The following is a 22,187-nucleotide window of genomic DNA, read 5'->3' as shown; positions in this document are numbered from 1 at the left end:
ATGACTGCGTTCCGATCTGTCGCGGTGATCGGCGCGGGCGCCTGGGGCACGGCGCTGGCGATGGTGGCGGCGCGGGCCGGACGGAACGTGACGCTGTGGGCGCGCAATCCCGAGCACGCGACGCGGATCGCATCGAGCCGCGACAATCCGCGACTGCCCGGCGTGCGGCTTGCTCCGGAGATCATCGTCACGAGCGACCTGGCGCTCGCCGCGCGCGCGGATATGCTGCTGATCGCAGTGCCCGCGCAGCATCTGCGCGGTGCTGTCAACATGCTCGCCTCGCATCTGGCTAGACCGGTGCCGATCATTGCCTGCGCCAAGGGCATCGAGCACGGCACCCATAAATTCATGACCGACGTGATCGTCGAGGCCGCGCCTCACGCGCAGCCGGCGATCCTGTCGGGCCCGAGCTTTGCCGACGATGTCGCGCGTGGCCTGCCGACCGCGGTCACGCTGGCGGCGAGGGAAGAAACGCTGGCCAACCATCTGGTGCAGGCGCTGGGCTCGCCGACGTTCCGGCCCTATCACTCCACCGATGTCCGCGGCGTCGAGATCGGCGGCGCCGCCAAGAACGTGCTCGCGATCGCGGTCGGCATCGCGGTCGGGCGCAAGCTCGGCGCTTCCGCCCAGGCCGCACTCACCACCCGCGCCTTTGCCGAGCTGACACGCCTCGGCCGCGCGCTCGGCGCACGCAGCGAAACACTCACGGGCTTGTCTGGCCTCGGCGATCTGATCCTGACCTGCTCGAGCCCACAATCGCGCAATTTCGCGCTCGGCCTGGCGCTTGGCCGCAGCGAGCAGCCGCCCGCCGGCAAGCTTGCCGAAGGCGAATTCACCGCGCCGGTACTGATCGAACTCGCGGCTTCGCAAAACATCGAAATGCCGGTATCGGAAGCCGTCGCATCGATTCTGACCGGCAGAAGCACGATCGACGCCGCGATCTCGGGGCTCATGACGCGACCTTTCAAGGCAGAGGAATGAACATGGCGTACTGGCTGGTGAAATCCGAGCCATCGGTGTGGTCCTGGGACCAGCAGGTGGCGAAAGGCGCCAAGGGCGAAGCCTGGACCGGCGTGCGCAATTACACCGCGCGTCAGAATCTCGTCGCCATGAAGAAGGGCGACAAGGCGTTCTTCTATCATTCCAACGAGGGCAAGGAAGTCGTCGGCATCGCGGAGATCGTCAAGGAAGCCTATCCAGATCCGACCGACAAGACCGAAAAATTCGTCTGCGTCGACATCAAGGCCGACAAACCGTTGAAGAGTCCGGTGACGATGGCCGCGATCAAGGCCGAGAAGAAGCTCGCCGACATGGCGCTGGTGAAATATTCGCGCCTGTCGGTGCAGCCGGTGACAGCGGAGGAATGGAAGCTCGTCTGCAAGATGGGCGGGATGTAGGCTTAGGTGCTGTAGCCCGGATGAGCGAAGCGATATCCGGGACTCCTGCTGCGATCCCGCATGGCGCTACGCTCATGCGGGCTACGATATCCGGGTTTGTTTCTCCGGCAGCGCAAACACCTTGCATGGCGCGGCAATGCCGCGCAGCAAATGCGATCCGAGCGCAACAAGAGGCATCTCCGTCTCCGCGGCGAGCGCGCCCGACACCAGCACGTTTCTGCCGAGCGGCTTGCACAATCCCTCGAGCCGGCTGGCGAGATTGACGGCGGGGCCGATCGCCGTGAAGTCGAGCCGATTGGCCGCGCCGATATTGCCCCATAGCATCTCGCCAAGATGCAGCGCCGCGCCGAACGCGAGCGGCGGCAGATTTTGGGCACGGCGCTCCGCGTTGAGATACGTCATTCCGGCTTCGGCTGCGCTCGCGGCGCGCAGAGCCGCATCGCATGCGTGGCGCGGTGAGGCCCCGACCACTGGAAAGATCGCGAGCACGCCGTCGCCGATGAATTTCAGCACCTCGCCGCCGAAAGCGTGAACCGCGCCGGCGATGCGATCGAACCAGGCATCGAGAGCCGCGATCACGCCGGCAGGCGGCGTGGTTTCCGACAGGAGCGTGAAGTTGCGCAGATCGGCATAGAGCAGCGCGGCCTGAATGGTCTCGCCGAGATCGCGCCGAAGGGGTGCCGCCAGCACCCGCTCCGCGCTGCGCTTGCCAAGATATGCATCCAGCGTCGCGCGCAAGGTTGCACGCGCGGCAAGCACCGCAAGAGGTGTCGCGGCAAAGCGCGCGGCCTGGCGCAATTGCTCAGTCTCGTCCGCGGTGAACGTACGCGGCCCAATCCAACCGAGCAACGGCCCGTCGGGCCGTCCGACCAAATCTTCGTGCACCTCACCGCCCGCGATGTCACGCAGCCAGCGGCGGCCGGCATCGTTGGGCGGGTCGGGCGCGAGGCCGCCTGGTGCGAAGCCGAGCGCCTCGATCACCCGGCCGTTCTCCGCGCGCCACAACCATGTCCGCTTCGCGATCAGCGGATGTGGCACCTCGAGCGTCAGGCTGCCTGCCGCAAGCGGCACGCCGTCAGCGACCAGTTGTGCACCGAGATCCGCGAGCAGGCGGTCGGCTCCGGTGCTATCGGCAGCGGCATCGACAAGCCAGGCGAGCGTCGGCGAGAGGTGCATGGCCCGATCATGACGAACGCAGGCGGTCTTTGTCACGGGCAATCCTTGACGGGCCGCTCGAGCGCCGCCATGTCCCAGTGTCAGCCCAGGGATGATCGCCGATGACCGAACCGTTCATAGTGCGACGCGAGACCCAGATCGCCGCCCCACGCGCCACCGTTTTCGCTTACCTGACCGACCCCGAGAAGATTTTGAGCTGGATGGGTTCCGACGCGACCACGGAGCCACATCCCGGCGGGCTGTATCTACTCAAAGGCATCGGCCCCCGCGGCGGCGTTGCCCGCGGCGCGTTCCGCGAAGTCGTGCCGGTGCATCGTCTCGCCTACACGTTTGGATGGGAGGGCGGCCAGGAAGTGCCGCCCGGCTCGAGCCTGATCGAGATCGACCTGATCGAACACGACGGCGGCACATTGCTGCGCATGACCCATAGCGGGCTGCCGACCGAGGAACAGGCTGCCGCACACGCGACGGGATGGGCGCATTATCTGGGACGACTCACGACCGCAGCCGCGGGAAGCAATCCCGGTCCCGACAACGGCGTTCCCACCAAGGCGTAACGACGCCAGGTCAGACCGCCGCGGTCGCCACCACCTGCTGCAAAAGTTGCTCGCGCCTGGCCTGCGAGCGCTGGCCCTTCATGGTCGCGGCGAAGCGTTCGAGGATGCCGTCCTCGAACGCGGTGACGATGGTGTCGTGAACATAGCTCTTGCGGCAGATCGCCGGCGTGTTGGAGAGCTGATCGGCCGCGCCGCGGATCGCCTCCAGCACCTGCTTCTTGCGGCCGCGCTGGCTGGTCGCCGGCGTGATCCGCGACAGCGATTCCACGACGACGGCAGAGGCCATCAGCGTGCGGAAATCCTTCAGCGAGATCTTGATGCCGGCGATCTCGCGCAGAAACGCGTTCACCTGCGTGGTGCTGACCGCGCGCACGATGCCGTAGGGATCGCGATACTGGAACATGCGCTTGCCGGGAACGCCCTGCAAAATCCCGATGGCACGCACGAGCTTGGCCGCGTCGCACTCCTTGCGCACCGCCTTGCCGCCCTTCGCCTTGAAGGTCAGCACGAAGCTGTCGTCTTCCAGCGAGACGTTGGACTTCAGGAGCGTGGTGGCGCCGCGGGTGCCGTTGAGACGGGCATAGGATTCGTTGCCGGGGCGGATCGCGGTGCGCGCAATCAGTTCGATGACGGCGGAGAGCGCGAACTCGCGGGTCGGCTCGTCGCCCGACAGGAACGCCGAGACCTTGCGCCGGATCTTGGGCAGCGCGCCGACGAGCTTCTCCAGGCGATGCGCCTTGCGTTGCTCGCGGACCTTCTCCCAATCGGCGTGATAGCGATATTGCAGCCGGCCCGCGGCATCGCGTCCCACCGCCTGGAGATGCGTGCTCGGATCGGCCGAGTAGCGCACCTCGCGATACGCCGGCGGCACTGCCATCGAATGCAGCCGCCGAATGGTGCGGGCATCGCGGATGTGGACGCCGTTGGGCCGCACGAAGGAATAGCCCTTGCCGCGCCTGATGCGACGAATGGTCAACTCGTTCTGGTCGCCGAGCCGCAGGCCCAGTTCCTTGGCGAGGGCCTCGACCGTCGCCGCAGGCGCCGTGTCGAACGCTTTTTTCGGGCTGGGACGGCCGGAACCGGCCGGTTTCGGCCATTGTCCGAGGGCTTTGGCCAGCGCAATGGCTGCAGGATCGGCTGAAGCGGGCCGCAAAGTCCCGAGATTCTGCTGATCCATCATAGTCTTATGCCTTAGCCCTGTCTCTTATCGGTCAATGCCGCTGTTCTGATTTTTGTTCCAAGGGGTCTCGTTGGGCCCGGGTTGGCCATTTAGGGTGTTCCGAACCGCATTGCGAGTCCCGAATCAGTGAGGGCGGTTTCTAAATACCGCTGCCGGGAGCATGGCGCTCTGCGCCGGCCCATTCCGAGGATCTCGGTAAAGACCCGAAAGCCCCCGTCGCCCTGTTTCAAAACTGCGACAGTCGCACGAAGCGGCTTGATCCTCCGCATGGCCGGCTGCTCGCCGAAGGTCCAGCTTGTGCACCTTGTCGGGTCCGGTTAGCCCGACGCATAATCGGTTCAACGATCAAGTCGGCTCGCCCGTGGTCTGTGCTCGGCTTGCCGTATGTGGAGGGAAACATGTCCGAGAAGATCTACGACGTCCCCGCGGAATGGGCGAAGCGCGCCTGGATCGACCAGGCCAAGTACAAGGACATGTACGCCCGCTCGATCTCGGACCCGAACGGTTTCTGGGCGGAGCAGGCCAAGCGCATCGACTGGATGCACGCTCCGACCAAAATCGAGAACGTCTCCTTCGCGCCCGGCAACATCTCGATCAAATGGTTCGAGGACGGCATCCTCAACGTCGCCCATAATTGCATCGACCGGCATCTCCACAGCCGCGCCAACCAGACCGCGATCATCTGGGAAGGCGACGATCCCTCACAATCCCGGCACATCACCTACAAGGAGCTGCACGACGAGGTCTGCCGGATGGCCAACATCCTGCGCACCCGGAACGTCAAGAAGGGCGACCGTGTCACCATCTACCTGCCGATGATTCCGGAGGCGGCCTACGCAATGCTGGCCTGCGCGCGGATCGGCGCGATTCACTCCGTGGTGTTCGCCGGCTTCTCGCCCGACAGTCTCGCCCAGCGCATCAACGACTGCCAGTCCAAGGTGATCATCACCGCGGATGAGGGCCTGCGCGGCGGCAAGAAGGTGCCGCTGAAGGCCAATGTCGACGCGGCGCTCGCCAAGGCAGACGGCGTCGACTGGGTCGTCGTGGTCAAGCGCACCGGCGGCGCGGTCGAAATGAATCCCTCGCGCGACCTCTGGTACCACGACGCCGCCAAAATGGTGACGACGGAATGCCCGGTCGAGCACATGCACGCCGAGGATCCGCTGTTCATCCTCTACACCTCGGGCTCGACAGGCCAACCCAAGGGCGTGCTGCACACATCCGCCGGCTATCTCGTGTTCGCCGCGATGACGCATCAATACGTCTTCGACTATCACGACGGCGACATCTACTGGTGCACCGCCGACGTCGGCTGGGTCACCGGCCACAGCTACATTCTCTACGGACCGCTCGCCAACGGCGCGACCACGCTGATGTTCGAAGGCGTGCCGAATTACCCGGATAATTCGCGGTTCTGGAACGTCATCGACAAGCACAAGGTCAACATCTTCTACACCGCGCCGACCGCGATCCGCGCGCTGATGCAGAGCGGCGACGCGCCCGTGAAGAAGACCTCGCGCGCCAGCTTGCGCCTGCTCGGCTCTGTCGGCGAGCCGATCAATCCGGAAGCGTGGGAGTGGTATCACCGCGTCGTCGGCGACGACCGTTGCCCGATCGTCGACACCTGGTGGCAGACCGAGACCGGCGGCATTTTGATCACGCCGCTACCCGGCGCCACCAAGCTCAAGCCAGGCTCGGCGACGCAGCCGTTCTTCGGCGTGGTGCCTGAGATCGTCGACGCCGACGGCAACGTGCTGGACGGCGAGACATCAGGCAATCTGTGCCTGACGCGGTCATGGCCGGGCCAGATGCGCACGGTTTATGGCGACCACGCCCGCTTCGAGCAGACTTATTTCTCGACGTACAAGGGCAAGTACTTCACGGGCGACGGCTGCCGGCGCGATGCGGACGGTTATTACTGGATCACCGGCCGCGTCGACGACGTCATCAACGTCTCCGGCCACCGCATGGGTACCGCCGAAGTCGAAAGCGCGCTGGTGGCGCATGAGAAGGTCTCGGAAGCCGCCGTGGTCGGTTACCCGCACGACATCAAGGGTCAGGGCATTTACGCCTATGTGACCCTGATGGCCGGCATCGAGCCAACCGAGGATCTGCGCAAGGAGCTCGTCACCTGGGTGCGCAAGGAGATCGGCCCGATCGCTGCGCCCGACCAGATCCAATTCTCGCCCGGCCTGCCCAAGACCCGCTCCGGCAAGATCATGCGCCGCATCCTGCGCAAGATCGCCGAGGACGAGCCGGGCAGCCTGGGCGACACCTCGACCTTGGCCGATCCCGGCGTGGTCGACGACCTCGTCAAGAACCGGCAGAACAAGAAGTCGGCGTAAGGCAGTCTCGTGCCCCCGGACGCAGCGCAGCGCTCTTTAGCGGTGCGCTGCTGAGCCGCGGCCCACGCAACAGCAGACTCTGTGGCGTCCTGGATCCTGGCTCTGCGTCGCACCTCTTCGCGCTGCGCCGCGTCCGGGACACGAGACCGCATCGCCGCGTTAGCGTCTCCGGCATCAACCGCCGTTCACATCCTCACGCACTTGTCAGGCCGCGACCCGGCGCCCGGGCATCTTTCCGGCTGAGTGTTGTTTTCAGGTCATTTACTTTGTTTCGAACATTTCCTTTGTTCCCCCTGCTGGCCGGCCCTTGGCGGCCGTGCGTGGAAACCATCCGGTTAACAGGCGCGGTTAAGAATGTTCCCTGACAAGGACCTGTAACAAGGACTTGGCGGGCCGGCGATTGCCGGTTTTGCGTAATTTTGGACGGTCCGTTCGGGGCAAGGGGAAAATCGATGTCGATGAGGATTGCTGTGGCGCTGGCCGCCACCGTCGGGGCTGGGGTCTTGATGTCGACGGCGGCGCAGGCACGGCCGGAAATGGTGGGGACGCACCTGGCTGACTATTCGCCGGGCACCATCGTGGTCAAAACCAACGAGCGTCGGCTCTATCTCGTCCTCGATAACGGCCACGCCGTGCGCTACCCGGTCGGCGTCGGCAAGTCCGGCAAGCAGTGGGCCGGCACCACCCGCATCGACGGCAAGTACCGCAATCCGGCCTGGGCGCCGCCTGCCGAAGTGAAGCGCGACAAGCCGAGCATCCCGGACGTCATCCCGGGCGGCTCGCCGCGCAACCCGATGGGCGTCGCGGCGATGACGCTGTCCGGCGGTGAATATGCCATCCACGGAACCAACGTGCCGGGCTCGATCGGCGGCTTCGTCTCCTATGGCTGCATCCGCATGCTCAACGACGACATCACGGATCTCTACAGCCGCGTCTCGGTCGGCACGACGGTGGTCGTGACGCGCTGATCGCCGGCATCAGGGCGAGACGGCAAGAGCCGCGTCTTTCGACGCGGCTTTTTCGTCACCAGAAGCGCCAGCTCCGCGCGCACCAGCCGTCGCGATGGCCGCCATTGTAGCTCCGCGCGTAACCGCCGGCGAGCAACGCCGCCGAAACGTTGTCGGTTCGACTGGTCGCGACGTCGGCAAGAACGCGTCCGTATTTGTCAGGTCCGAGATTGGTGATCGTCACGCCACCCTGGCCGAGCAGGTCGCGGAGCGCGGCGGCGGCGGCTTCAGCCTTGTCGAGTTCTTCCTGGCAGGAGGCTTTCATCTCAGGTGCATCGATGCCGCGCAGGCGAACGCGCGCGACGAGGTCGCGGCCATCGCGTTGATGCACGCGCGCCAGGAAGGTGTCGCCGTCGATAGTCCGGATGACGTCGACCGGCTCGCGACGATCGGGATGGCCGGCCTGCCGGAGCACGATCTCGGCATCGCCGGTGCGACCGTCGTCTACGTGCGGGACAAGCCAGTTCGTTCCGTCGCGGAAGGTGAGCACAATCGCCGCGACAACACCGACCACGAACATCCACGGCAACAGCCCCGAGAAACGGCGACCGAACGGCGAGCCGCTGTATGAAGGCCGATATGGGTGGCTTGGATCGAAACGCGACATCCGCGCACGCTAGGGCTGAGTCGGGCAATCCGGCAAGCGAGCCTCAAAAGACAAGCTTCAGAAGTCGGAAGCGATGCCCTTGCGCTCCCAATCGCCATAGCGGGTCGGCTCGGGTCCTTTTGGCCCCTGCAACTCCTTTGGCGCCGCCTGGGCGTCGTTTTTGGCTCGGACTGCCGCAGCCTGCCGGCGCGCTTCGGCCTCGGCCAGCGCACGCTGGGCGGCCGGCGTGAGCTGCTTGCGGTCGGGAACGGAAGGCTGGTCACTCATCGTCGGCTTTCTAGCGCGGGGCGGCCCGCGACGCGACGCCCAATAACGCATTCCTGAAATGGCTCTGAAAGGGCTGAAAAACCCGGAAGCGATTCTTACATTTGGCATATTCGCGTGCCAGAGATCACCTCCTCAAGGCATGCGCCCATTACGGCGAACTGCCGCTCGCTCAGAACCTTGTTTCCGCATGCCTTCTCAACGTTTCGCTCCTCCATCCGAAGTGCCCGGTCTCGCGGCGCGGCGGATTGCCGCCGACATCGTCGACGGCGTGCTGCAAAAGCACCGCACGCTTGACGAGCAGCTCGACGGCAGCGGCGCCCATCCCGGACTGAAGACGCTCCCCGACCGCGACCGCGCGCTGATGCGCCGCCTGGTCGCCACCGTGCTGCGCCGGCTCGGCACGCTCGGCCATGTGCTGTCCCGCCTACTCGACAAGGGCATTCCCTCCGACGCGCCGCGCGCGCAGAGCGCGCTGTTGATCGGCGCCGCCCAGATCCTCTGGATGGACGTGCCCGATCACGCGGCCGTCGATCTCTCCGTTCGCCTCGTGCAATCCGACCGGCGCGCCGCGCGCTATGCCGGCCTCGTCAACGCCGTGCTGCGCCGTTGCGCCCGCGAGGGCAAAGCGCTGGTGGACGAGGTTGCCGCACAATCGCTGGACCTGCCGCCCTGGATGGTCGCGCGCTGGAGCACGCACTACGGCGAAACAGTCGCAAGAGACATGGCGCTCGCGCTCAGCCACGATCCTTCGCTGGATCTGACTGTGAAGTCGGACGCCGCGCAATGGGCGAGCCGCCTCCATGGCGAAGTCCTGCCGACCGGATCGGTGCGTACGGTGCTGCACGGCGCAGTGACCATGCTTCCCGGCTTCGCCGAAGGACAATGGTGGGTGCAGGACGCCGCCGCTGCGCTGCCGGCCCGGCTGTTCGGCGACATCAAGGGCAAATCCATCGCCGATCTCTGCGCCGCTCCCGGCGGCAAGACCGCGCAACTGGCGCAGGCCGGCGCGCATGTCACGGCCATCGACCGCTCGCCGGCCCGGGTGGCGCGCCTACGCGAGAATCTGACGCGGTTGTCGCTCCAGGCCGAGACCGTCGTCGCCGACGCCGCGGAATGGTCCGGCCCTGCCGATGGCTTCGACGGCATCCTCATTGATGCGCCTTGCACATCGACCGGGACGATCCGCCGCCATCCCGACGTATCCTGGCTTCGGCAGGAATCCGACATCGCCGCAATGACCGCGCTCCAGCGGCGGCTGCTGCAAAAATCGGTCTCGCTGCTCAAGCCCGGCGGAACGCTGGTCTACTGTACCTGCTCGCTGGAACCCGAAGAGGGCGAGCATGCGGTCGCCGCGCTGCTGGCCGCAGAGCCTGGGCTTCGCCGGGTTCCGATCGATGCGTCCGAGGTGTCGGGACTCAGCGAGATCGTCACCGCCGAGGGCGATCTGCGCACTCTGCCCAGCCATCTGCCAAACGCTGATCCCAAGCTCGGCGGGCTCGACGGATTTTTCGCGGCCCGGCTCGTTAAATCCTGATTTTGCACTGGATTTTGCAACCACGGCGCTGATTCGCGTCGTTCAAGGTGGTGTCGGCCGTCCGATTTTGGGATTAATAAGGATTCGTCGGAATCCTCTCCCCCATCAAGGCAAGGCGTGTCGGTCGCTCAACGCAGACGTATCTCGACGCTGGTGATGAACCGCTTCGCGCGGAACATGCTCGCGCGCGCGAGCGGCGGTTCCGTCGCCCTGTCGCGGGTCTGGCCCGGCCGCGCCGACCGGTTAATCATCGCGCCGCATGATCTGCGCACCGCGGATGCGACCCGCGCCGCCGAGATCTATGCCGGCCGCTTCGTCTTCGCCGGCAAGATCGTCAATTGCCACGGCCGCTCGATCTTCGATCTCGAGCCGCCGTCGGAGGATTGGGAGGTTGCGCTGCTCGGCTTCGGCTGGCTGCGCCATTTGCGCGCCGCCGACACCGCGCTGACGCGCGCGAATGCGCGCTCGCTGATCGAGGACTGGATCGGCAACCCGGCCAGCAAGCGCCGTCCCGTCGCGCGACGCGCCGACGTGCTGGCGCGACGCGTGATCTCCCTGCTGTCGCAGGCGCCGCTGGTGCTCAATGATACCGATAACAAATTCTACCGTCGCTATCTGCGCGCGCTGGCACGCGAGATCCGCTTGCTGCGCTACACCATGGTCAACATTCCCGACGGTGTGCCGAAGCTCCAAGTGCTGATCGCGCTGTGCTATGCGGCGCTGTGCCTCGCCAACCAGGCAAGTCACATCCGCAGCACCTCGAAAAAGCTCTCGGATGAATTGCAGCGGCAGATCCTGCCCGACGGCGGGCATGTCTCGCGCAACCCCGGCGCGCTGATCGAGCTGTTGATCGACCTGTTGCCGCTGCGGCAGACCTTTGCCGCGCGCAACATCGCGCCGCCGCCCGCGCTGCTCAATGCGATCGACCGCATGATGCCGATGCTCCGCTTCTTCCGCCACGGCGACGGCAATTTCGCGCTGTTCAACGGCATGAGCGCGACGCCCTCGGACCTGCTCGCGACGCTGCTTGCCTATGACGACACCCACGGCGCGCCGATGTCGAACATGCCGCATACCGGTTTCCAGCGCCTTGATGCCGGCCAGACCACTTTGATCATCGACACCGGCCCGCCGCCGGCGGCCGGCGTCAGTCACGACGCCCATGCCGGCTGCCTGTCGTTCGAACTATCCTCCGGCATCAGCCGCATCGTCACCAATTGCGGCATGCCGACCACGGGCCGCGACAATTGGCGGCCGTTCGCACGCGGCACGGCGGCGCATTCGACGCTGACCTATCACGACACCTCGTCATGCCAGTTCGTGGAGATGTCGGCGATGAAGCGGCTGTTGCACGGTGCTCCGGTCACCAGCGGCCCCGTCGAAGTCGAGAGCTATCGCGAAATCGTGCAGAACGGCACGCTGCTCACGACGTCGCATGACGGCTACCTCACAAAATTCGGCGCGATCCACCGCCGCGTGCTGATGATCGCCAATGACGGCGCACGCATCGACGGCGAGGACACGCTGTCGCCGCCGCAAGGCGGACGCTTCAAGGGTCCGGATGCCGATTTCGCGCTGCGATTCCATCTGCACCCGGCGGTGAAGGCGAGCCGGCTGTCCGACGCCCGCGGCGTCATGCTGGTGCTGCCGAACCGCGACGTCTGGACATTCGAGGCGCTCGACGACAAGGTCGAGCTGGAGGACAGCGTATCCCTGGCCGGCAATGACGGCCCGCGCCGCACCGCGCAGATCGTGATCCGTCAGGATGCGCGGCAGGCGCCCTCGATCCGCTGGAGTTTTGTCCGCTCCACCGCCTCGCCGGCGATCACGAATGCCCGCAGAAATGCGCGGCGGGAGCCGGAACTTCCGCTGTAGACGCATGTGATTCGGCCCGATCTGAACGTTGTGAAAGCGACCGAAAACTGCTATCGAGCCCTCGCTCGCGCGACTGGCGACCTTGGATGGAGCACCATCGGGAAGCGCGGGACTGAGAAGCCGCGCGCCTGGGCATAGACACTCCTTCAGACAGAGGATCTTGCTCATGACTGACCATCCCCGCCGCGTCACCCGCGCCCTTCTCTCCGTTTCCGACAAGACTGGCCTGATCGAATTCGCGAAGGCGCTTGCCGCGCACGACGTCGAGCTGGTCTCGACCGGCGGCACCGCGAAGGCGATCGCCGCGGCCGGCCTCAAGGTGAAGGACGTCTCCGAACTGACCGGCTTCCCGGAAATGATGGATGGCCGGGTCAAGACGCTGCATCCGAAGGTGCATGGCGGCCTGCTCGCGATCCGCGACAACAAGGACCATGCGGACGCGATGACGGCGCATGGCATCGCGCCGATCGATCTCCTCGTCGTCAATCTCTATCCGTTCGAGGCGACCGTCGACAAAGGCGCGGGCTTCGAGGATTGCATCGAGAACATCGATATCGGCGGCCCCGCGATGATCCGCGCCGCTGCGAAGAATCATGACGACGTCGCCGTCGTGGTCGAGGCGCAGGACTATCAGGCCGTGCTCGACGAGCTCGCCGCCAACAAAGGTGCGACCACGCTGAAGTTGCGGCGGCGCCTTGCCGCCAAGGCTTACGCGCGCACTGCCGCCTATGACGCCGCGATCTCGAACTGGTTCAACCGCCAGCTCGAGATCGACGCGCCCGATTTCCGCGCCTTCGGCGGCCGGCTGATCCAGTCGCTGCGCTATGGCGAGAATCCGCACCAGACCGCGGCGTTCTATGCGACCCCCGACAAGCGGCCGGGCGTCTCGACCGCGCGGCAGCTCCAGGGCAAGGAGCTCTCCTACAACAACATCAACGACACCGATGCAGCCTATGAATGCATCGGCGAGTTCGACGCCAAGCGCACCGCGGCCTGCGTCATCGTCAAGCATGCCAATCCCTGCGGCGTCGCGGAGGGCTCCGACCTGGTCAGTGCCTATCGCAAGGCGCTGGCCTGCGATTCCACCTCGGCGTTCGGCGGCATCATCGCGATGAACCGGGCACTCGATGCCGACACCGCGCGCGAGATCACGAAAATCTTCACCGAGGTGATCATCGCGCCGGACGCAAGCGAGGAAGCGGTCGCCATCATCGGTGCGCGCAAGAACCTGCGCCTGCTGCTCGCCGGCAGCCTGCCCGATCCGCGCGCGCCGGGCCTCACCGCCAAGACGGTGGCGGGCGGTCTCCTCGTGCAGAGCCGCGACAACGCCGTGGTCGACGACATGACCTTCAAGGTCGTGACCAGGCGTGCGCCAACGGATGCCGAGATGCACGACCTGAAGTTTGCTTTCCGTGTCGCAAAACACGTCAAGTCCAACACCATCATCTACGCCAAGGATCTCGCCACCGTCGGCATCGGCGCCGGCCAGATGAGCCGGGTCGATTCAGCGCGGATCGCGGCACGCAAGGCTCAGGATGCGGCCGCCGAGCTGAAGCTCGCCGAACCGCTCACCAAGGGCTCGGTGGTGGCGTCGGATGCGTTCTTCCCGTTCGCCGACGGCATGCTCGCCTGCATCGAGGCCGGCGCCACCGCCGTGGTGCAGCCCGGCGGCTCCATGCGCGACGACGAGGTCATAAAGGCCGCCGACGAGCACGGCATTGCCATGGTGTTCACGGGCACGCGGCACTTCAGGCACTGATGGATTGGCGTACGGGCCATTCGATCGAATTCGTCATTGCGAGCGCAGCGAAGCAATCCAGAACCTTTCCGCGGAGAAAACCTGGATTGCTTCGTCGCTTCGCGCCTCGCAATGACGGGAATGAATCGCGGTAGCGTGGCTATTCCCGCACCCGCATCAACAGCGCCAGCCCCGCGACGAAGAACACCACCAGCACGGCCATGCCGGCCTTCTGGCTCGCCGTCACCGCGGTGATCACGCCGATCAGCAGCGGGCCGATGAAGGACGTCACTTTCCCCGTCAGTGCGAACAGACCGAAATACTGCGCGATGCGGTCCTTCGGTGCGAGACGGACCAGGAGCGTGCGTGAGGCGGCTTGCAGCGGGCCGCCGGCTGCACCGATCAAGCAGCCCAGCACCAGATAAGCGCGCTCAGCCGCAGCGGCGAACAATGCACCGCCGGGCGCGGGCGGCGCGACCTTGATGAAGAAGATCGAATCCTTGTCGACCAGCAGGATCGCCGCCAGCGCCAGCAGCAGGATCAGCATGCTGCCGGCGATCACGCGCTTCGGCCCGAAGCGATCGTCCAGCTTGCCGCCAAACCAGGCGCCAAACGCGCCGGCGATCGCGAGCATGATCCCGAACGTGCCGATCTGGATCGTGTGCCAGCCGAACGTGCCAGCCGCATAGATGCCGCCGAAGGCAAACAGCGACACCAGACCGTCGGTGTAGATCATGTTGGCGAGCAGAAACGCGGCAAGCGATTTCTGCTGCGGCAGCCCCTTGATCGATTGCTTCAGCTCCGACAGGCCTTCGTGCAGCGCCTCGCGCACCGGGCGCTTCGCCGGATAGTCGGGTGTGAACAGGAACATCGGCGTCACGAAAATGATGAACCAAAGCCCGGTCAACGGTCCGGCGGCGCGGTCGCCCTGATGGCTGACGGGATCGAGCCCGAACAGAGGCGTGAGACCGAGCAGCGTGCGGCCGGTCTCGGGATTGGCTGCGAGCAGGCCGAGCACGATGATCAGGCTGACGATGCCGCCGACATAACCCGTCGCCCAGCCGGTGCCGGAGAGCCGGCCGATCCGCTCCGGCGGCACCAGCGTCGGCATCATCGCATTGTTGAAGAGAGTGGCGAATTCCGCGCCGACGCTGGCGAGCGCGACCGCGGTGAGCAGTGGCGGAATGATCGAGGGATCGCCGGGCTTGCCGATCCACAGCGTGCAGGATGCCAGCACCAGCACTGCACCGAATCCGGCGATCCATGGCTTCCTGCGGCCCGAAGCATCGGCGATAGCCCCCAACACCGGCGACATCAGCGCGATCGCGAGGCCCGCGGCAGCCATCGCAAAGCCCCACAGCGATTGCCCGGTGGCGGGATTCGGCGCAATGCCGGTGGCGAAATAGGGCGCGAACACGAAGGTCGTGATCAGGGTGAAATAAGGCTGCGCGGCCCAGTCGAAGAAGATCCAGCTGACCACGGCGCCGCGCGGCGGATAGGTCCGCTGCGCGCCGGCGATGCGCGCATCCGGGGCGATCGTCGTCACTCCATAATCCTCATCACGAACAGTTTTGCCTCTGTCGGGGCAAACCGTATAGCATTGCCGCGCTGCATGTGAACTGCCCATGGCCATTGCGGAAGTTTGATGATGTCGTCTTTCTCGACACGGCGGACATTTTTCGCCTTCCTTGCCACTCTGGCGTTCGGACTTCCGGCCGCGACTGCGCAGGATGCGCGGCGGGCCTATGTGCCGCCCGCGCTCGACACGGTGCATGCCGTTCCCGCCGAACACGGCATGGTGGTGGCGCAGGAGAAAATCTCCGCGCAGGTCGGCGCCGACATCCTGCGGCGCGGCGGCAACGCCGTCGATGCCGCGGTCGCGACCGGCTTTGCGATGGCCGTGACCTATCCGCGCGCCGGCAATATCGGCGGCGGCGGCTTCATGGTGATTCATTCGAGCGAGCGCAACGAAGACATCACGATCGATTATCGCGAGACCGCGCCGGCTGCGACCACGCCGCAGATTTTCCTCGGCGCCGACGGCAAGCCCGATGCGGCGAAGTCGCGGGATTCCGCGCTCGGCGTCGGCGTGCCCGGCACCGTCGCGGGTCTTGCGCTGGCCCTGGAAAAATATGGCTCGGGCCGGTTCACGCTGGCGCAACTGCTCGAGCCCGCGATCGGGCTCGCCCGCGATGGCTTCCTCGTCGGCGACGACATTGCCGACACGCTGCCGGGCTGGCACAAGCGGCTGGTGCGTTGGCCCTCCTCGGCCAGGATCTTCTCGCGGCCCGATGGCACGCCGCTCGGCGAAGGCGACAGGCTGGTGCAGAGCGATCTCGCCGAAACGCTGTCGGCCGTCGCCGCACAGGGCCCGCGCGGTTTCTATGAGGGGCCGGTCGCGGAAAAACTCGCCAAGGCCGTGACTGACGCGGGCGGCATCATGACGCCGGCCGATTTGAAATCCTATCAGGCGGTCATCCGCGCACCGGTGCGCGGCACTTATCGCGGCTATGACATCGTGTCGATGCCGTTGCCGTCGTCGGGCGGCGTGGTGCTGGTGGAGACGCTCAATATTCTCGAAGGTTTTCAGCTCGCTGATCTGAAGCAGGGGTCGCCGGCCTCGCTGCATCTGCTGATCGAGGCCATGAAGCGCGCTTATGCGGACCGGGCGCGCTATCTCGGCGATCCCGCCTTCGTCAACGCGCCGATCGGGACGCTCACCGCCAAAGACTACGCCGCGAAGCTGCGGGCAACCATCTCCGCCGATCGCGCCACGCCGTCGAAACAGCTCGTTTCCACCGCGACCTCACCGCATGAGGGCAGCAACACCACGCATTTTTCCGTCGTCGACGGCAGCGGCAACGCCGTCAGCAACACCTATACGCTGAACTTCAGCTACGGCGTCGGCCTCGTCGCCGACGGCACCGGCGTGCTGCTCAACAACGAGCTTGACGATTTCACAGCGGCGGTCGGCGCTTCCAATGCCTATGGCCTTGTCGGCTTCGAGGCCAATTTGCCCGGGCCGGGCAAGCGGCCGCTGTCCTCGATGTCGCCGACCATCGTCCTGAAGGACGGCAAGCCGGTTCTGGTGACGGGCTCGCCGGGCGGCAGCCGGATCATCTCGACCGTGCTCCAGGTGATCGTCAACGTCCTCGATTACAAAATGGACGTCGCGGCTGCCGTGGCCGCACCGCGGCTGCATCACCAATGGTTGCCCGACGAGGTCCGGGTCGAGGGCGGCTTCCCCGATCATGTGCTGCTCGAGCTGAAGGCGATGGATCATCTCATCGTCGCGCCGATGGGGCAGACATCGGCGAATTCGATCGCGGTGACCGCCAATGGTCCGCTCGGCGCGCCTGATCCGCGTAGCCGAGGTGCGGAAGCAGCGGGGCAGTAACTCTGTCCTTGCATGGCGCGAAGGCCGGCGGCCGGCTTGCGCGCGCCGCCGCGCGTGCTACCACCGCGAGGCCAAAGAAACTACGAAAGAAAACACTGTCGGGAAACGCACATGACCACAGTTGATCCGAACCAGCGCATCGAACGCGCCGAGATCGAGGACACCAGCCTTCTTGCCTTCTACCGCGACATGAACGCGCCGGAGCGGCGGACGTTCTGGGCCTGCGCCGCAGGCTGGGCGCTCGACGGCATGGACTTCATGATCTATCCGCTGGTGATCGGCACCATCATCGCGCTGTGGAAGGTCGATGCGGGATCGGCCGGGCTCGCCGGCACCGTGACGCTGCTGGCCTCCGCCATCGGCGGCTGGCTCGGCGGCTATCTCTCCGACCATATCGGCCGGGTCAGAACGCTCCAGATCACCATCATCTGGTTCTCGTTGTTCTCGCTGGTCTGCGCGGTCGTGCAGAATTTCGAACAGCTCCTGATCGCGCGCGCGGTGCTGGGCCTCGGCTTCGGCGGAGAGTGGGCGGCGGGCGCCGTGCTGATGGGTGAAGCGATCCGGCCGCAATATCGCGGGCGTGCGGTCGGCTCAGTGCAGTCGGGCTGGGCCGTCGGCTGGGGCCTCGCAGTGCTGTCGCAGGCGATCCTGTTCTCGGCTTTGCCGGCGGAGACAGCGTGGCGCTGGATGTTCGTGATCGGCGCGCTGCCGGCGCTGCTGGTGTTCTACATCCGCCGCTCCGTGACCGAGCCGGAGATCGCGGCTGAAGCCCGCGCCAAGCAGGCCGCGAGCGGCAATCGTCCGGCGCTCTGGGAAATTTTCTCGGGCCCGATCCTGAAGACCACGATCCTGGCGTCGCTGATGGCGACGGGCTGCCAGGGCGGCTACTACGCCGTCACCTTCTGGGTGCCGCAGTTTTTGACCAGGGAGCGGCATCTGTCGATCGTCGGCTCGACCGGCTATCTCTCGACGCTGATCATCGGCTCCTTCATCGGCTATCTCACCGGCGCCTGGCTCGCCGACCGGATCGGACGGCGCAATCTGTTCCTGACCTTCTCGATCGGCGCGATCGCGGTTGTGCTGCTTTACACGCAGCTGCCGCTCACCAACGAGGTCCTGTGGGTGCTCGGCTTCCCGCTCGGCTTTTTCGCCTCGGGCTATTTCTCCGGCGTCGGTGCGTTCCTGACCGAGCTTTATCCAACGCGACTGCGCGGCTCTGGCCAGGGGTTCTGCTACAATTTCGGCCGCGGCATCGGCGCGCTGTTTCCGTTCCTGGTCGGAGCGCTATCGGCGACGACGTCGCTTGCGAATGCGATCGCGATGTTCGCGGTGGTGGCTTACGCGCTGTTCTTCATCGCCGCCTTCGCGCTGCCGGAGACGCGCGGGCGCGTGCTGCACGCGGACTGATGCAGGCAGCTATCGTCCGACCTGATACGGCCCGCCCTTTTCGAGGGCGCGGCTGTACGCTGGCCGCGCGTGAATGCGCTCCAGGAACGCCATCGCCTTGGGATGGCCGAGTTCGAGCCCGCCGCGCGCCTGGGCTGCTTCGAGCGGAAAGCTCATCTGGATGTCGGCGGCGGTGAACTCGTTGCCGGCGAACCACTCGCTCTTCGCAAGCTCGCCTTCCCAATAGTCCATGTGCTGCTTGAGCTGCGGATTGACCAACGCGGTGAGCGCCTGGTTCGAAACCTTGCGCACCAGCGGGCGGAGCAACGCCGGCGCACGCTTCGGCATCAGGGTGAACAGCAGCTTGAGCAGCAGCGGCTGCATCGCCGAGCCCTCCGCATAGTGCAGCCAATAGGTGAAGCGCAGCCGCTCCGGCGTGTTCGGCGGCGGGACCAGCCGGCCGCTGCCGTAGGTGGCGATGAGATATTCGATGATCGCGCCTGACTCGGCGATAGTGTTGCCGTTGTCGGTGATGACGGGCGACTTGCCGAGCGGATGGATGGCGCGGAGCTCCTTCGGCGCGCGCATGTCAGGCTGGCGCTCGTAGCGCACGATCTCGTAGGGCACGCCCAACTCCTCGAGCAGCCACAGCACGCGCTGCGAGCGGGAATTGTTGAGGTGGTGAACGGTCAGCATCGCGTGGTCCCCGGGGCTAGGCATGGTCGATCGGCCGCGCGTTCGTGCCAGCCCGGGAACACAATGTCGAGCCATCCGGTCAGATATTTTTATCCGGGTATATTGATCTTTGTAATTCACCCGGGTATTAAAATCGCCACCGTGACCAATATGGCAATGATTCCAATGCAGAAGACTTTCACCGCTTTCCAAGGGCATCGCCGTCTGGTCTCCGGGCCGGCCGGAGAGGTCGCGCTGGTCATCAAGCGGATGGCTGAGCGGCCGGACGACCCCATCGTCATCTTCGAGGACGCCACGGGCCGATCGATCGACTTCGATCTGCGCGGCGGAGACCGCGAGGTGCTGGCGCGGCTGGCGAAGCTTGTCCCGCCCCCGGTTGAGGAGACCCCATCGCCGAGCGAGCCACGCGGTCGCGGCCGGCCGAGGCTCGGCGTGGTCGCGCGCGAGGTGACGCTGCTGCCGCGGCACTGGGAGTGGCTCAGCGCGCAGCCAGGCGGCGCTTCGGTCGCGCTGCGGAAACTCGTCGAAGAGGCGCGGCGCGCCAGCGGCGCCAAGGACCGCGAGCGGCAGGCGCGCGATGCGGCCTATCACTTCATGTCGACCATGGCCGGCAATCTGCCGCAGTTCGAGGAGGCATCGCGCGCGTTGTTTGCGGATGACCGGCGGCGTTTCACCGGACTGATCGCAGATTGGCCCGCCGACATCCGCGACCACATCGTCAAGCTCGCCTATAGTGATCGCGCTTAGGCGCGCGCCTTCTCCCAACCCCATCGACGGCCAAGCCACGCGCACTTCGCGTGGCGACGGTTTCGCACGCCCTGATGAAAGGCTAATCCATGTCCGCCGACAAGCCGCTCTGGAAAAGTTTTCTGCGCTTCCTCGCACCGTTGATGCTGAGCAACGCGCTGCAATCGCTATTCGGCACCGTCAGCAACGTCTATCTCGGCCAGATGATCGGGATCGACGCGCTCGCATCGGTCTCGGTGTTCTTTCCGGTGATGTTCTTCCTGTTCGCCTTCGTCATGGGGCTGAGCACCGGCGCCACGGTGCTGATCGGCCAGGCCTATGGTGCTGGCGAGCAGGGCCGGATCAAGCTCATCGTGGGCACGACGCTCGCGATCGGCCTGCTGCTCTCGATTGCAATTGCACTGATCGGCGGGATCTTCAGCCGCCAATTGATGACGATGCTCGCAACGCCTCCGGACATTCTCGACCGGGCCAGCGCCTATGCCCGCGTCATGCTGCTCACCATGCCGCTCGGCTTCGTCTTCTTGCTGACGACGGCGATGATCCGCGGCGTCGGCGACGCGCTGACGCCGCTGCTGGCGCTGGCCTTGTCGACTGCGATCGGCTTGATTCTGACGCCGATTCTGATCCGCGGGTCGTTCGGATTGCCGGCGGCCGGCATCACCAGCCCGGCCTGGGCCGCGGCGATCGCCAACGTTCTGACGCTGATCGCGCTGGCGGCCTATCTGCTGCGAAGAAAACATGCGTTGGCACCGGACGCTGCACTGCTGCGCCATCTGCGGCTCAATCGTGTGGTGCTGGGACAAGTCCTCGGCATTGGACTGCCGAGCGCGATCGGTATGGTGGTGATGGCGATCGCCGAGCTGGTGCTGCTCGGCCTCGTCAACGGCTTCGGCTCGAACGCAACCGCAGCCTATGGCGCGGTCAACCAGGTGATGGGCTATACGCAGTTCACGGCGATGTCGATTTCAATCGCGGTCTCGATACTCGGTGCCCAAGCGGTCGGCCGCGGCGACAGAGCGGGGCTCGACGGCATCGTGCGCACCGGACTGGCGTTCAACATCGTCCTGACGGGCGGGCTGGTGGCGCTGATCTATCTCGCGCCGCGCGCCGTGCTGGGCATCTTCATCACTGATGATACCGTGCTCGATCTGGCGAAGGGCTTGCTCAACATCGCACTGTGGAGCTCGGTGCCGTTCGGCCTGGCGACGGTGTTTTCCGGCGCGATGCGCGCTGCCGGCGTGGCACTGACGCCAATGCTGCTCGCGATCTTCGCCATCGGAGCAATCGAACTACCGTCCGCGGTGATCCTGAGCCGCACGATCGGCCTTGAGGGTGTGTGGGCCGCCTATCCGATCGTGTTCTGCGCCATGTTCCTGTTGCAGATGGGCTATTACCTTCTGGTGTGGCGCAAGCGGACGATCCGGCGTCTGTCCTGACGACATCAAGAGATTATGACCGTCATTAAAAGGTGGACCCGCGGGCCGCGCTACGCCACAATGCGAAAAAGCGACGTCAGGGAGGATGATTTTGACCCGCACAGCCCCGCAATTCCTGTTCGATTTCGGCAGCCCGAACGCCTATCTCAGTCATCTCGCGATTCCGGCGATCGAGCAGCGCATCGGCGTCAAATTCGAGTACGTGCCGATCCTGCTCGGCGGCATCTTCAAGTCGACCAACAACAAGTCGCCGGCCGAGACGCTTGCCGGCGTCAAGAACAAGCGGGAATTCCAGGCGGTCGAGACCGAGCGCTTCGTCAAGCGCTTCAAGGTGCAGCCCTATGTCTGGAATCCGTTCTTCCCGGTCAACACACTGAACCTGATGCGCGCGGCAATCGCGGCGCAGCTCGAAGGCGTGTTCGAAACATACGTCGAGGCCGCCTTCCATCACATGTGGCGCGAGCCGAAGAAGATGGACGATCCGGAAATCGCGGCGAAGGCGCTGGCGTCCTCCGGCCTCGACGCGCAAAAGCTGTTCACCCGGGCCGGGGAACCCGAGGTGAAGGGCAGACTGATCAAGAACACCGAGGAGGCCGTCGCGCGCGGTGCGTTCGGCTCGCCGACCTTCTTTGTCGGCGACGAGATGTTCTTCGGCAAGGAGCAGTTGCGCGAGGTCGAGGAGATGGTGTCGGGGAAGTGATTTTCGTATGATGGACAGATCGAGCCATCATCTCCGATGTCGTCCTGGCGAAAGCCAGGACCCATAACCACCGAAGGCTATGGCTGTGACGTGCTGGGCCTCCAACTTGCCCGACAATACACAGTCGGGGTAATGGGTT

19 protein-coding genes and 1 riboswitch are annotated in these 22,187 nt (G+C 65.5%); of the genes, 13 read left to right on the top strand and 6 right to left on the bottom strand.

All coding sequences use genetic code 11. The features are described 5' to 3' along the window. Nucleotides 1-981, top strand: a complete 981-nt coding sequence (locus tag IVB41_RS09100; protein WP_247429954.1) for an NAD(P)H-dependent glycerol-3-phosphate dehydrogenase — start codon at nucleotides 1-3, stop codon at nucleotides 979-981. Nucleotides 982-983: 2 nt separating this feature from the next. Beyond that, nucleotides 984-1,397, top strand: coding sequence for an EVE domain-containing protein (locus IVB41_RS09095; RefSeq protein WP_247284989.1), 414 nt, complete (start codon nucleotides 984-986; stop codon nucleotides 1,395-1,397). Nucleotides 1,398-1,478: 81 nt separating this feature from the next. Here IVB41_RS09095 and IVB41_RS09090 read toward each other — a convergent pair whose 3' ends face one another. Further along, a complete protein-coding gene (locus tag IVB41_RS09090; protein WP_247430200.1) occupies nucleotides 1,479-2,573 on the bottom strand; it encodes an adenylate/guanylate cyclase domain-containing protein in 1,095 nt (364 codons plus the stop codon). A 101-nt stretch (nucleotides 2,574-2,674) separates the two neighbouring features. On the opposite strand from IVB41_RS09090, the gene IVB41_RS09085 reads away from it, so the two are divergent. Next, nucleotides 2,675-3,130 (top strand): SRPBCC domain-containing protein, encoded by a 456-nt coding sequence (locus tag IVB41_RS09085; RefSeq protein WP_247357322.1) that lies wholly within the window; start codon nucleotides 2,675-2,677, stop codon nucleotides 3,128-3,130. 10 nt (nucleotides 3,131-3,140) lie between these two features. Here IVB41_RS09085 and IVB41_RS09080 read toward each other — a convergent pair whose 3' ends face one another. After that, nucleotides 3,141-4,310 (bottom strand): DNA topoisomerase IB, encoded by a 1,170-nt coding sequence (locus IVB41_RS09080; protein ID WP_027514897.1) that lies wholly within the window; start codon nucleotides 4,308-4,310, stop codon nucleotides 3,141-3,143. 398 nt (nucleotides 4,311-4,708) lie between these two features. Here IVB41_RS09080 and acs point away from each other — a divergent pair, with 398 nt between their 5' ends. Beyond that, nucleotides 4,709-6,655, top strand: coding sequence for an acetate--CoA ligase (gene acs, locus IVB41_RS09075; RefSeq protein ID WP_247429951.1), 1,947 nt, complete (start codon nucleotides 4,709-4,711; stop codon nucleotides 6,653-6,655). A gap of 452 nt (nucleotides 6,656-7,107) precedes the next feature. Further along, entirely contained in the window at nucleotides 7,108-7,623 is a 516-nt protein-coding gene (locus IVB41_RS09070; RefSeq protein ID WP_027566299.1) for a L,D-transpeptidase, read from the top strand. A 55-nt stretch (nucleotides 7,624-7,678) separates the two neighbouring features. On the opposite strand, the gene IVB41_RS09065 is transcribed toward IVB41_RS09070, so the two are convergent. Both IVB41_RS09065 and IVB41_RS09060 read right to left on the bottom strand, forming a co-directional pair. After that, a complete protein-coding gene (locus IVB41_RS09065; RefSeq protein WP_027566298.1) occupies nucleotides 7,679-8,269 on the bottom strand; it encodes a thermonuclease family protein in 591 nt (196 codons plus the stop codon). 57 nt (nucleotides 8,270-8,326) lie between these two features. Next, nucleotides 8,327-8,536 carry a DUF1674 domain-containing protein gene (locus IVB41_RS09060; RefSeq protein WP_027566297.1) on the bottom strand — a complete coding sequence of 70 codons (210 nt, stop codon included), beginning with the start codon at nucleotides 8,534-8,536 and terminating at the stop codon, nucleotides 8,327-8,329. 187 nt (nucleotides 8,537-8,723) lie between these two features. Here IVB41_RS09060 and IVB41_RS09055 point away from each other — a divergent pair, with 187 nt between their 5' ends. The 3 genes from IVB41_RS09055 to purH all read left to right on the top strand — a co-directional run bounded on the left by IVB41_RS09055 (nucleotide 8,724) and on the right by purH (nucleotide 13,704). Continuing rightward, a complete protein-coding gene (locus IVB41_RS09055; protein ID WP_247429933.1) occupies nucleotides 8,724-10,070 on the top strand; it encodes an RsmB/NOP family class I SAM-dependent RNA methyltransferase in 1,347 nt (448 codons plus the stop codon). A 156-nt stretch (nucleotides 10,071-10,226) separates the two neighbouring features. Then, complete coding sequence (locus IVB41_RS09050; RefSeq protein WP_247285459.1) at nucleotides 10,227-11,945, top strand: heparinase II/III family protein; 1,719 nt, start codon at nucleotides 10,227-10,229, stop codon at nucleotides 11,943-11,945. A gap of 59 nt (nucleotides 11,946-12,004) precedes the next feature. Continuing rightward, nucleotides 12,005-12,086, top strand: a riboswitch (ZMP/ZTP riboswitch). Between the two features lie 25 nt (nucleotides 12,087-12,111). Continuing rightward, the gene (purH, locus tag IVB41_RS09045; protein WP_247429930.1) at nucleotides 12,112-13,704 is read left to right on the top strand and encodes a bifunctional phosphoribosylaminoimidazolecarboxamide formyltransferase/IMP cyclohydrolase; all 1,593 of its coding nucleotides are present in this window, start codon (nucleotides 12,112-12,114) and stop codon (nucleotides 13,702-13,704) included. Nucleotides 13,705-13,843: 139 nt separating this feature from the next. On the opposite strand, the gene IVB41_RS09040 is transcribed toward purH, so the two are convergent. After that, nucleotides 13,844-15,229, bottom strand: coding sequence for an MFS transporter (locus tag IVB41_RS09040; protein WP_247429909.1), 1,386 nt, complete (start codon nucleotides 15,227-15,229; stop codon nucleotides 13,844-13,846). 99 nt (nucleotides 15,230-15,328) lie between these two features. Here IVB41_RS09040 and ggt point away from each other — a divergent pair, with 99 nt between their 5' ends. Beyond that, on the top strand, nucleotides 15,329-17,080 hold the full coding sequence (gene ggt / locus IVB41_RS09035) for a gamma-glutamyltransferase (RefSeq protein WP_247429906.1): 1,752 nt from the start codon (nucleotides 15,329-15,331) through the stop codon (nucleotides 17,078-17,080). Between the two features lie 111 nt (nucleotides 17,081-17,191). After that, nucleotides 17,192-18,487 carry an MFS transporter gene (locus tag IVB41_RS09030; RefSeq protein ID WP_247429884.1) on the top strand — a complete coding sequence of 432 codons (1,296 nt, stop codon included), beginning with the start codon at nucleotides 17,192-17,194 and terminating at the stop codon, nucleotides 18,485-18,487. Nucleotides 18,488-18,496: 9 nt separating this feature from the next. On the opposite strand, the gene IVB41_RS09025 is transcribed toward IVB41_RS09030, so the two are convergent. After that, complete coding sequence (locus tag IVB41_RS09025) at nucleotides 18,497-19,162, bottom strand: glutathione S-transferase family protein (protein WP_247429880.1); 666 nt, start codon at nucleotides 19,160-19,162, stop codon at nucleotides 18,497-18,499. 150 nt (nucleotides 19,163-19,312) lie between these two features. Between IVB41_RS09025 and IVB41_RS09020 the strand changes: the two genes are divergently transcribed. The 3 genes from IVB41_RS09020 (at nucleotide 19,313) to IVB41_RS09010 (ending at nucleotide 22,048) form a co-directional block, all read left to right on the top strand. Next, complete coding sequence (locus IVB41_RS09020; protein ID WP_247429877.1) at nucleotides 19,313-19,909, top strand: DUF2239 family protein; 597 nt, start codon at nucleotides 19,313-19,315, stop codon at nucleotides 19,907-19,909. Between the two features lie 89 nt (nucleotides 19,910-19,998). Continuing rightward, complete coding sequence (locus tag IVB41_RS09015) at nucleotides 19,999-21,348, top strand: MATE family efflux transporter (protein WP_247429874.1); 1,350 nt, start codon at nucleotides 19,999-20,001, stop codon at nucleotides 21,346-21,348. Nucleotides 21,349-21,433: 85 nt separating this feature from the next. Further along, nucleotides 21,434-22,048, top strand: coding sequence for a 2-hydroxychromene-2-carboxylate isomerase (locus IVB41_RS09010; protein ID WP_247285460.1), 615 nt, complete (start codon nucleotides 21,434-21,436; stop codon nucleotides 22,046-22,048). Nucleotides 22,049-22,187 lie beyond the last annotated feature (139 nt).

It is taken from the genome of Bradyrhizobium sp. 44 (assembly GCF_023073095.1).
Taxonomy (GTDB): domain Bacteria; phylum Pseudomonadota; class Alphaproteobacteria; order Rhizobiales; family Xanthobacteraceae; genus Bradyrhizobium.
The sequence above is the reverse complement of the archived record's forward strand: the minus strand, read 5'-3'. Positions and strand labels throughout refer to the sequence as shown.

Bases quoted from the DNA above. Each gene is read 5' to 3' on its own strand.
- IVB41_RS09100 (WP_247429954.1), top strand. From the start codon at position 1: ATGACTGCGTTCCGATCTGTCGCGGTGATCGGCGCGGGCGCCTGGGGC.
- IVB41_RS09095 (WP_247284989.1), top strand. From the start codon at position 984: ATGGCGTACTGGCTGGTGAAATCCGAGCCATCGGTGTGGTCCTGGGAC.
- IVB41_RS09090 (WP_247430200.1), bottom strand. From the start codon at position 2,573: ATGCACCTCTCGCCGACGCTCGCCTGGCTTGTCGATGCCGCTGCCGAT.
- IVB41_RS09085 (WP_247357322.1), top strand. From the start codon at position 2,675: ATGACCGAACCGTTCATAGTGCGACGCGAGACCCAGATCGCCGCCCCA.
- IVB41_RS09080 (WP_027514897.1), bottom strand. From the start codon at position 4,310: ATGATGGATCAGCAGAATCTCGGGACTTTGCGGCCCGCTTCAGCCGAT.
- acs (WP_247429951.1), top strand. From the start codon at position 4,709: ATGTCCGAGAAGATCTACGACGTCCCCGCGGAATGGGCGAAGCGCGCC.
- IVB41_RS09070 (WP_027566299.1), top strand. From the start codon at position 7,108: ATGTCGATGAGGATTGCTGTGGCGCTGGCCGCCACCGTCGGGGCTGGG.
- IVB41_RS09065 (WP_027566298.1), bottom strand. From the start codon at position 8,269: ATGTCGCGTTTCGATCCAAGCCACCCATATCGGCCTTCATACAGCGGC.
- IVB41_RS09060 (WP_027566297.1), bottom strand. From the start codon at position 8,536: ATGAGTGACCAGCCTTCCGTTCCCGACCGCAAGCAGCTCACGCCGGCC.
- IVB41_RS09055 (WP_247429933.1), top strand. From the start codon at position 8,724: ATGCCTTCTCAACGTTTCGCTCCTCCATCCGAAGTGCCCGGTCTCGCG.
- IVB41_RS09050 (WP_247285459.1), top strand. From the start codon at position 10,227: ATGAACCGCTTCGCGCGGAACATGCTCGCGCGCGCGAGCGGCGGTTCC.
- purH (WP_247429930.1), top strand. From the start codon at position 12,112: ATGACTGACCATCCCCGCCGCGTCACCCGCGCCCTTCTCTCCGTTTCC.
- ggt (WP_247429906.1), top strand. From the start codon at position 15,329: ATGATGTCGTCTTTCTCGACACGGCGGACATTTTTCGCCTTCCTTGCC.
- IVB41_RS09030 (WP_247429884.1), top strand. From the start codon at position 17,192: ATGACCACAGTTGATCCGAACCAGCGCATCGAACGCGCCGAGATCGAG.
- IVB41_RS09025 (WP_247429880.1), bottom strand. From the start codon at position 19,162: ATGCTGACCGTTCACCACCTCAACAATTCCCGCTCGCAGCGCGTGCTG.
- IVB41_RS09020 (WP_247429877.1), top strand. From the start codon at position 19,313: ATGGCAATGATTCCAATGCAGAAGACTTTCACCGCTTTCCAAGGGCAT.
- IVB41_RS09015 (WP_247429874.1), top strand. From the start codon at position 19,999: ATGTCCGCCGACAAGCCGCTCTGGAAAAGTTTTCTGCGCTTCCTCGCA.
- IVB41_RS09010 (WP_247285460.1), top strand. From the start codon at position 21,434: ATGATTTTGACCCGCACAGCCCCGCAATTCCTGTTCGATTTCGGCAGC.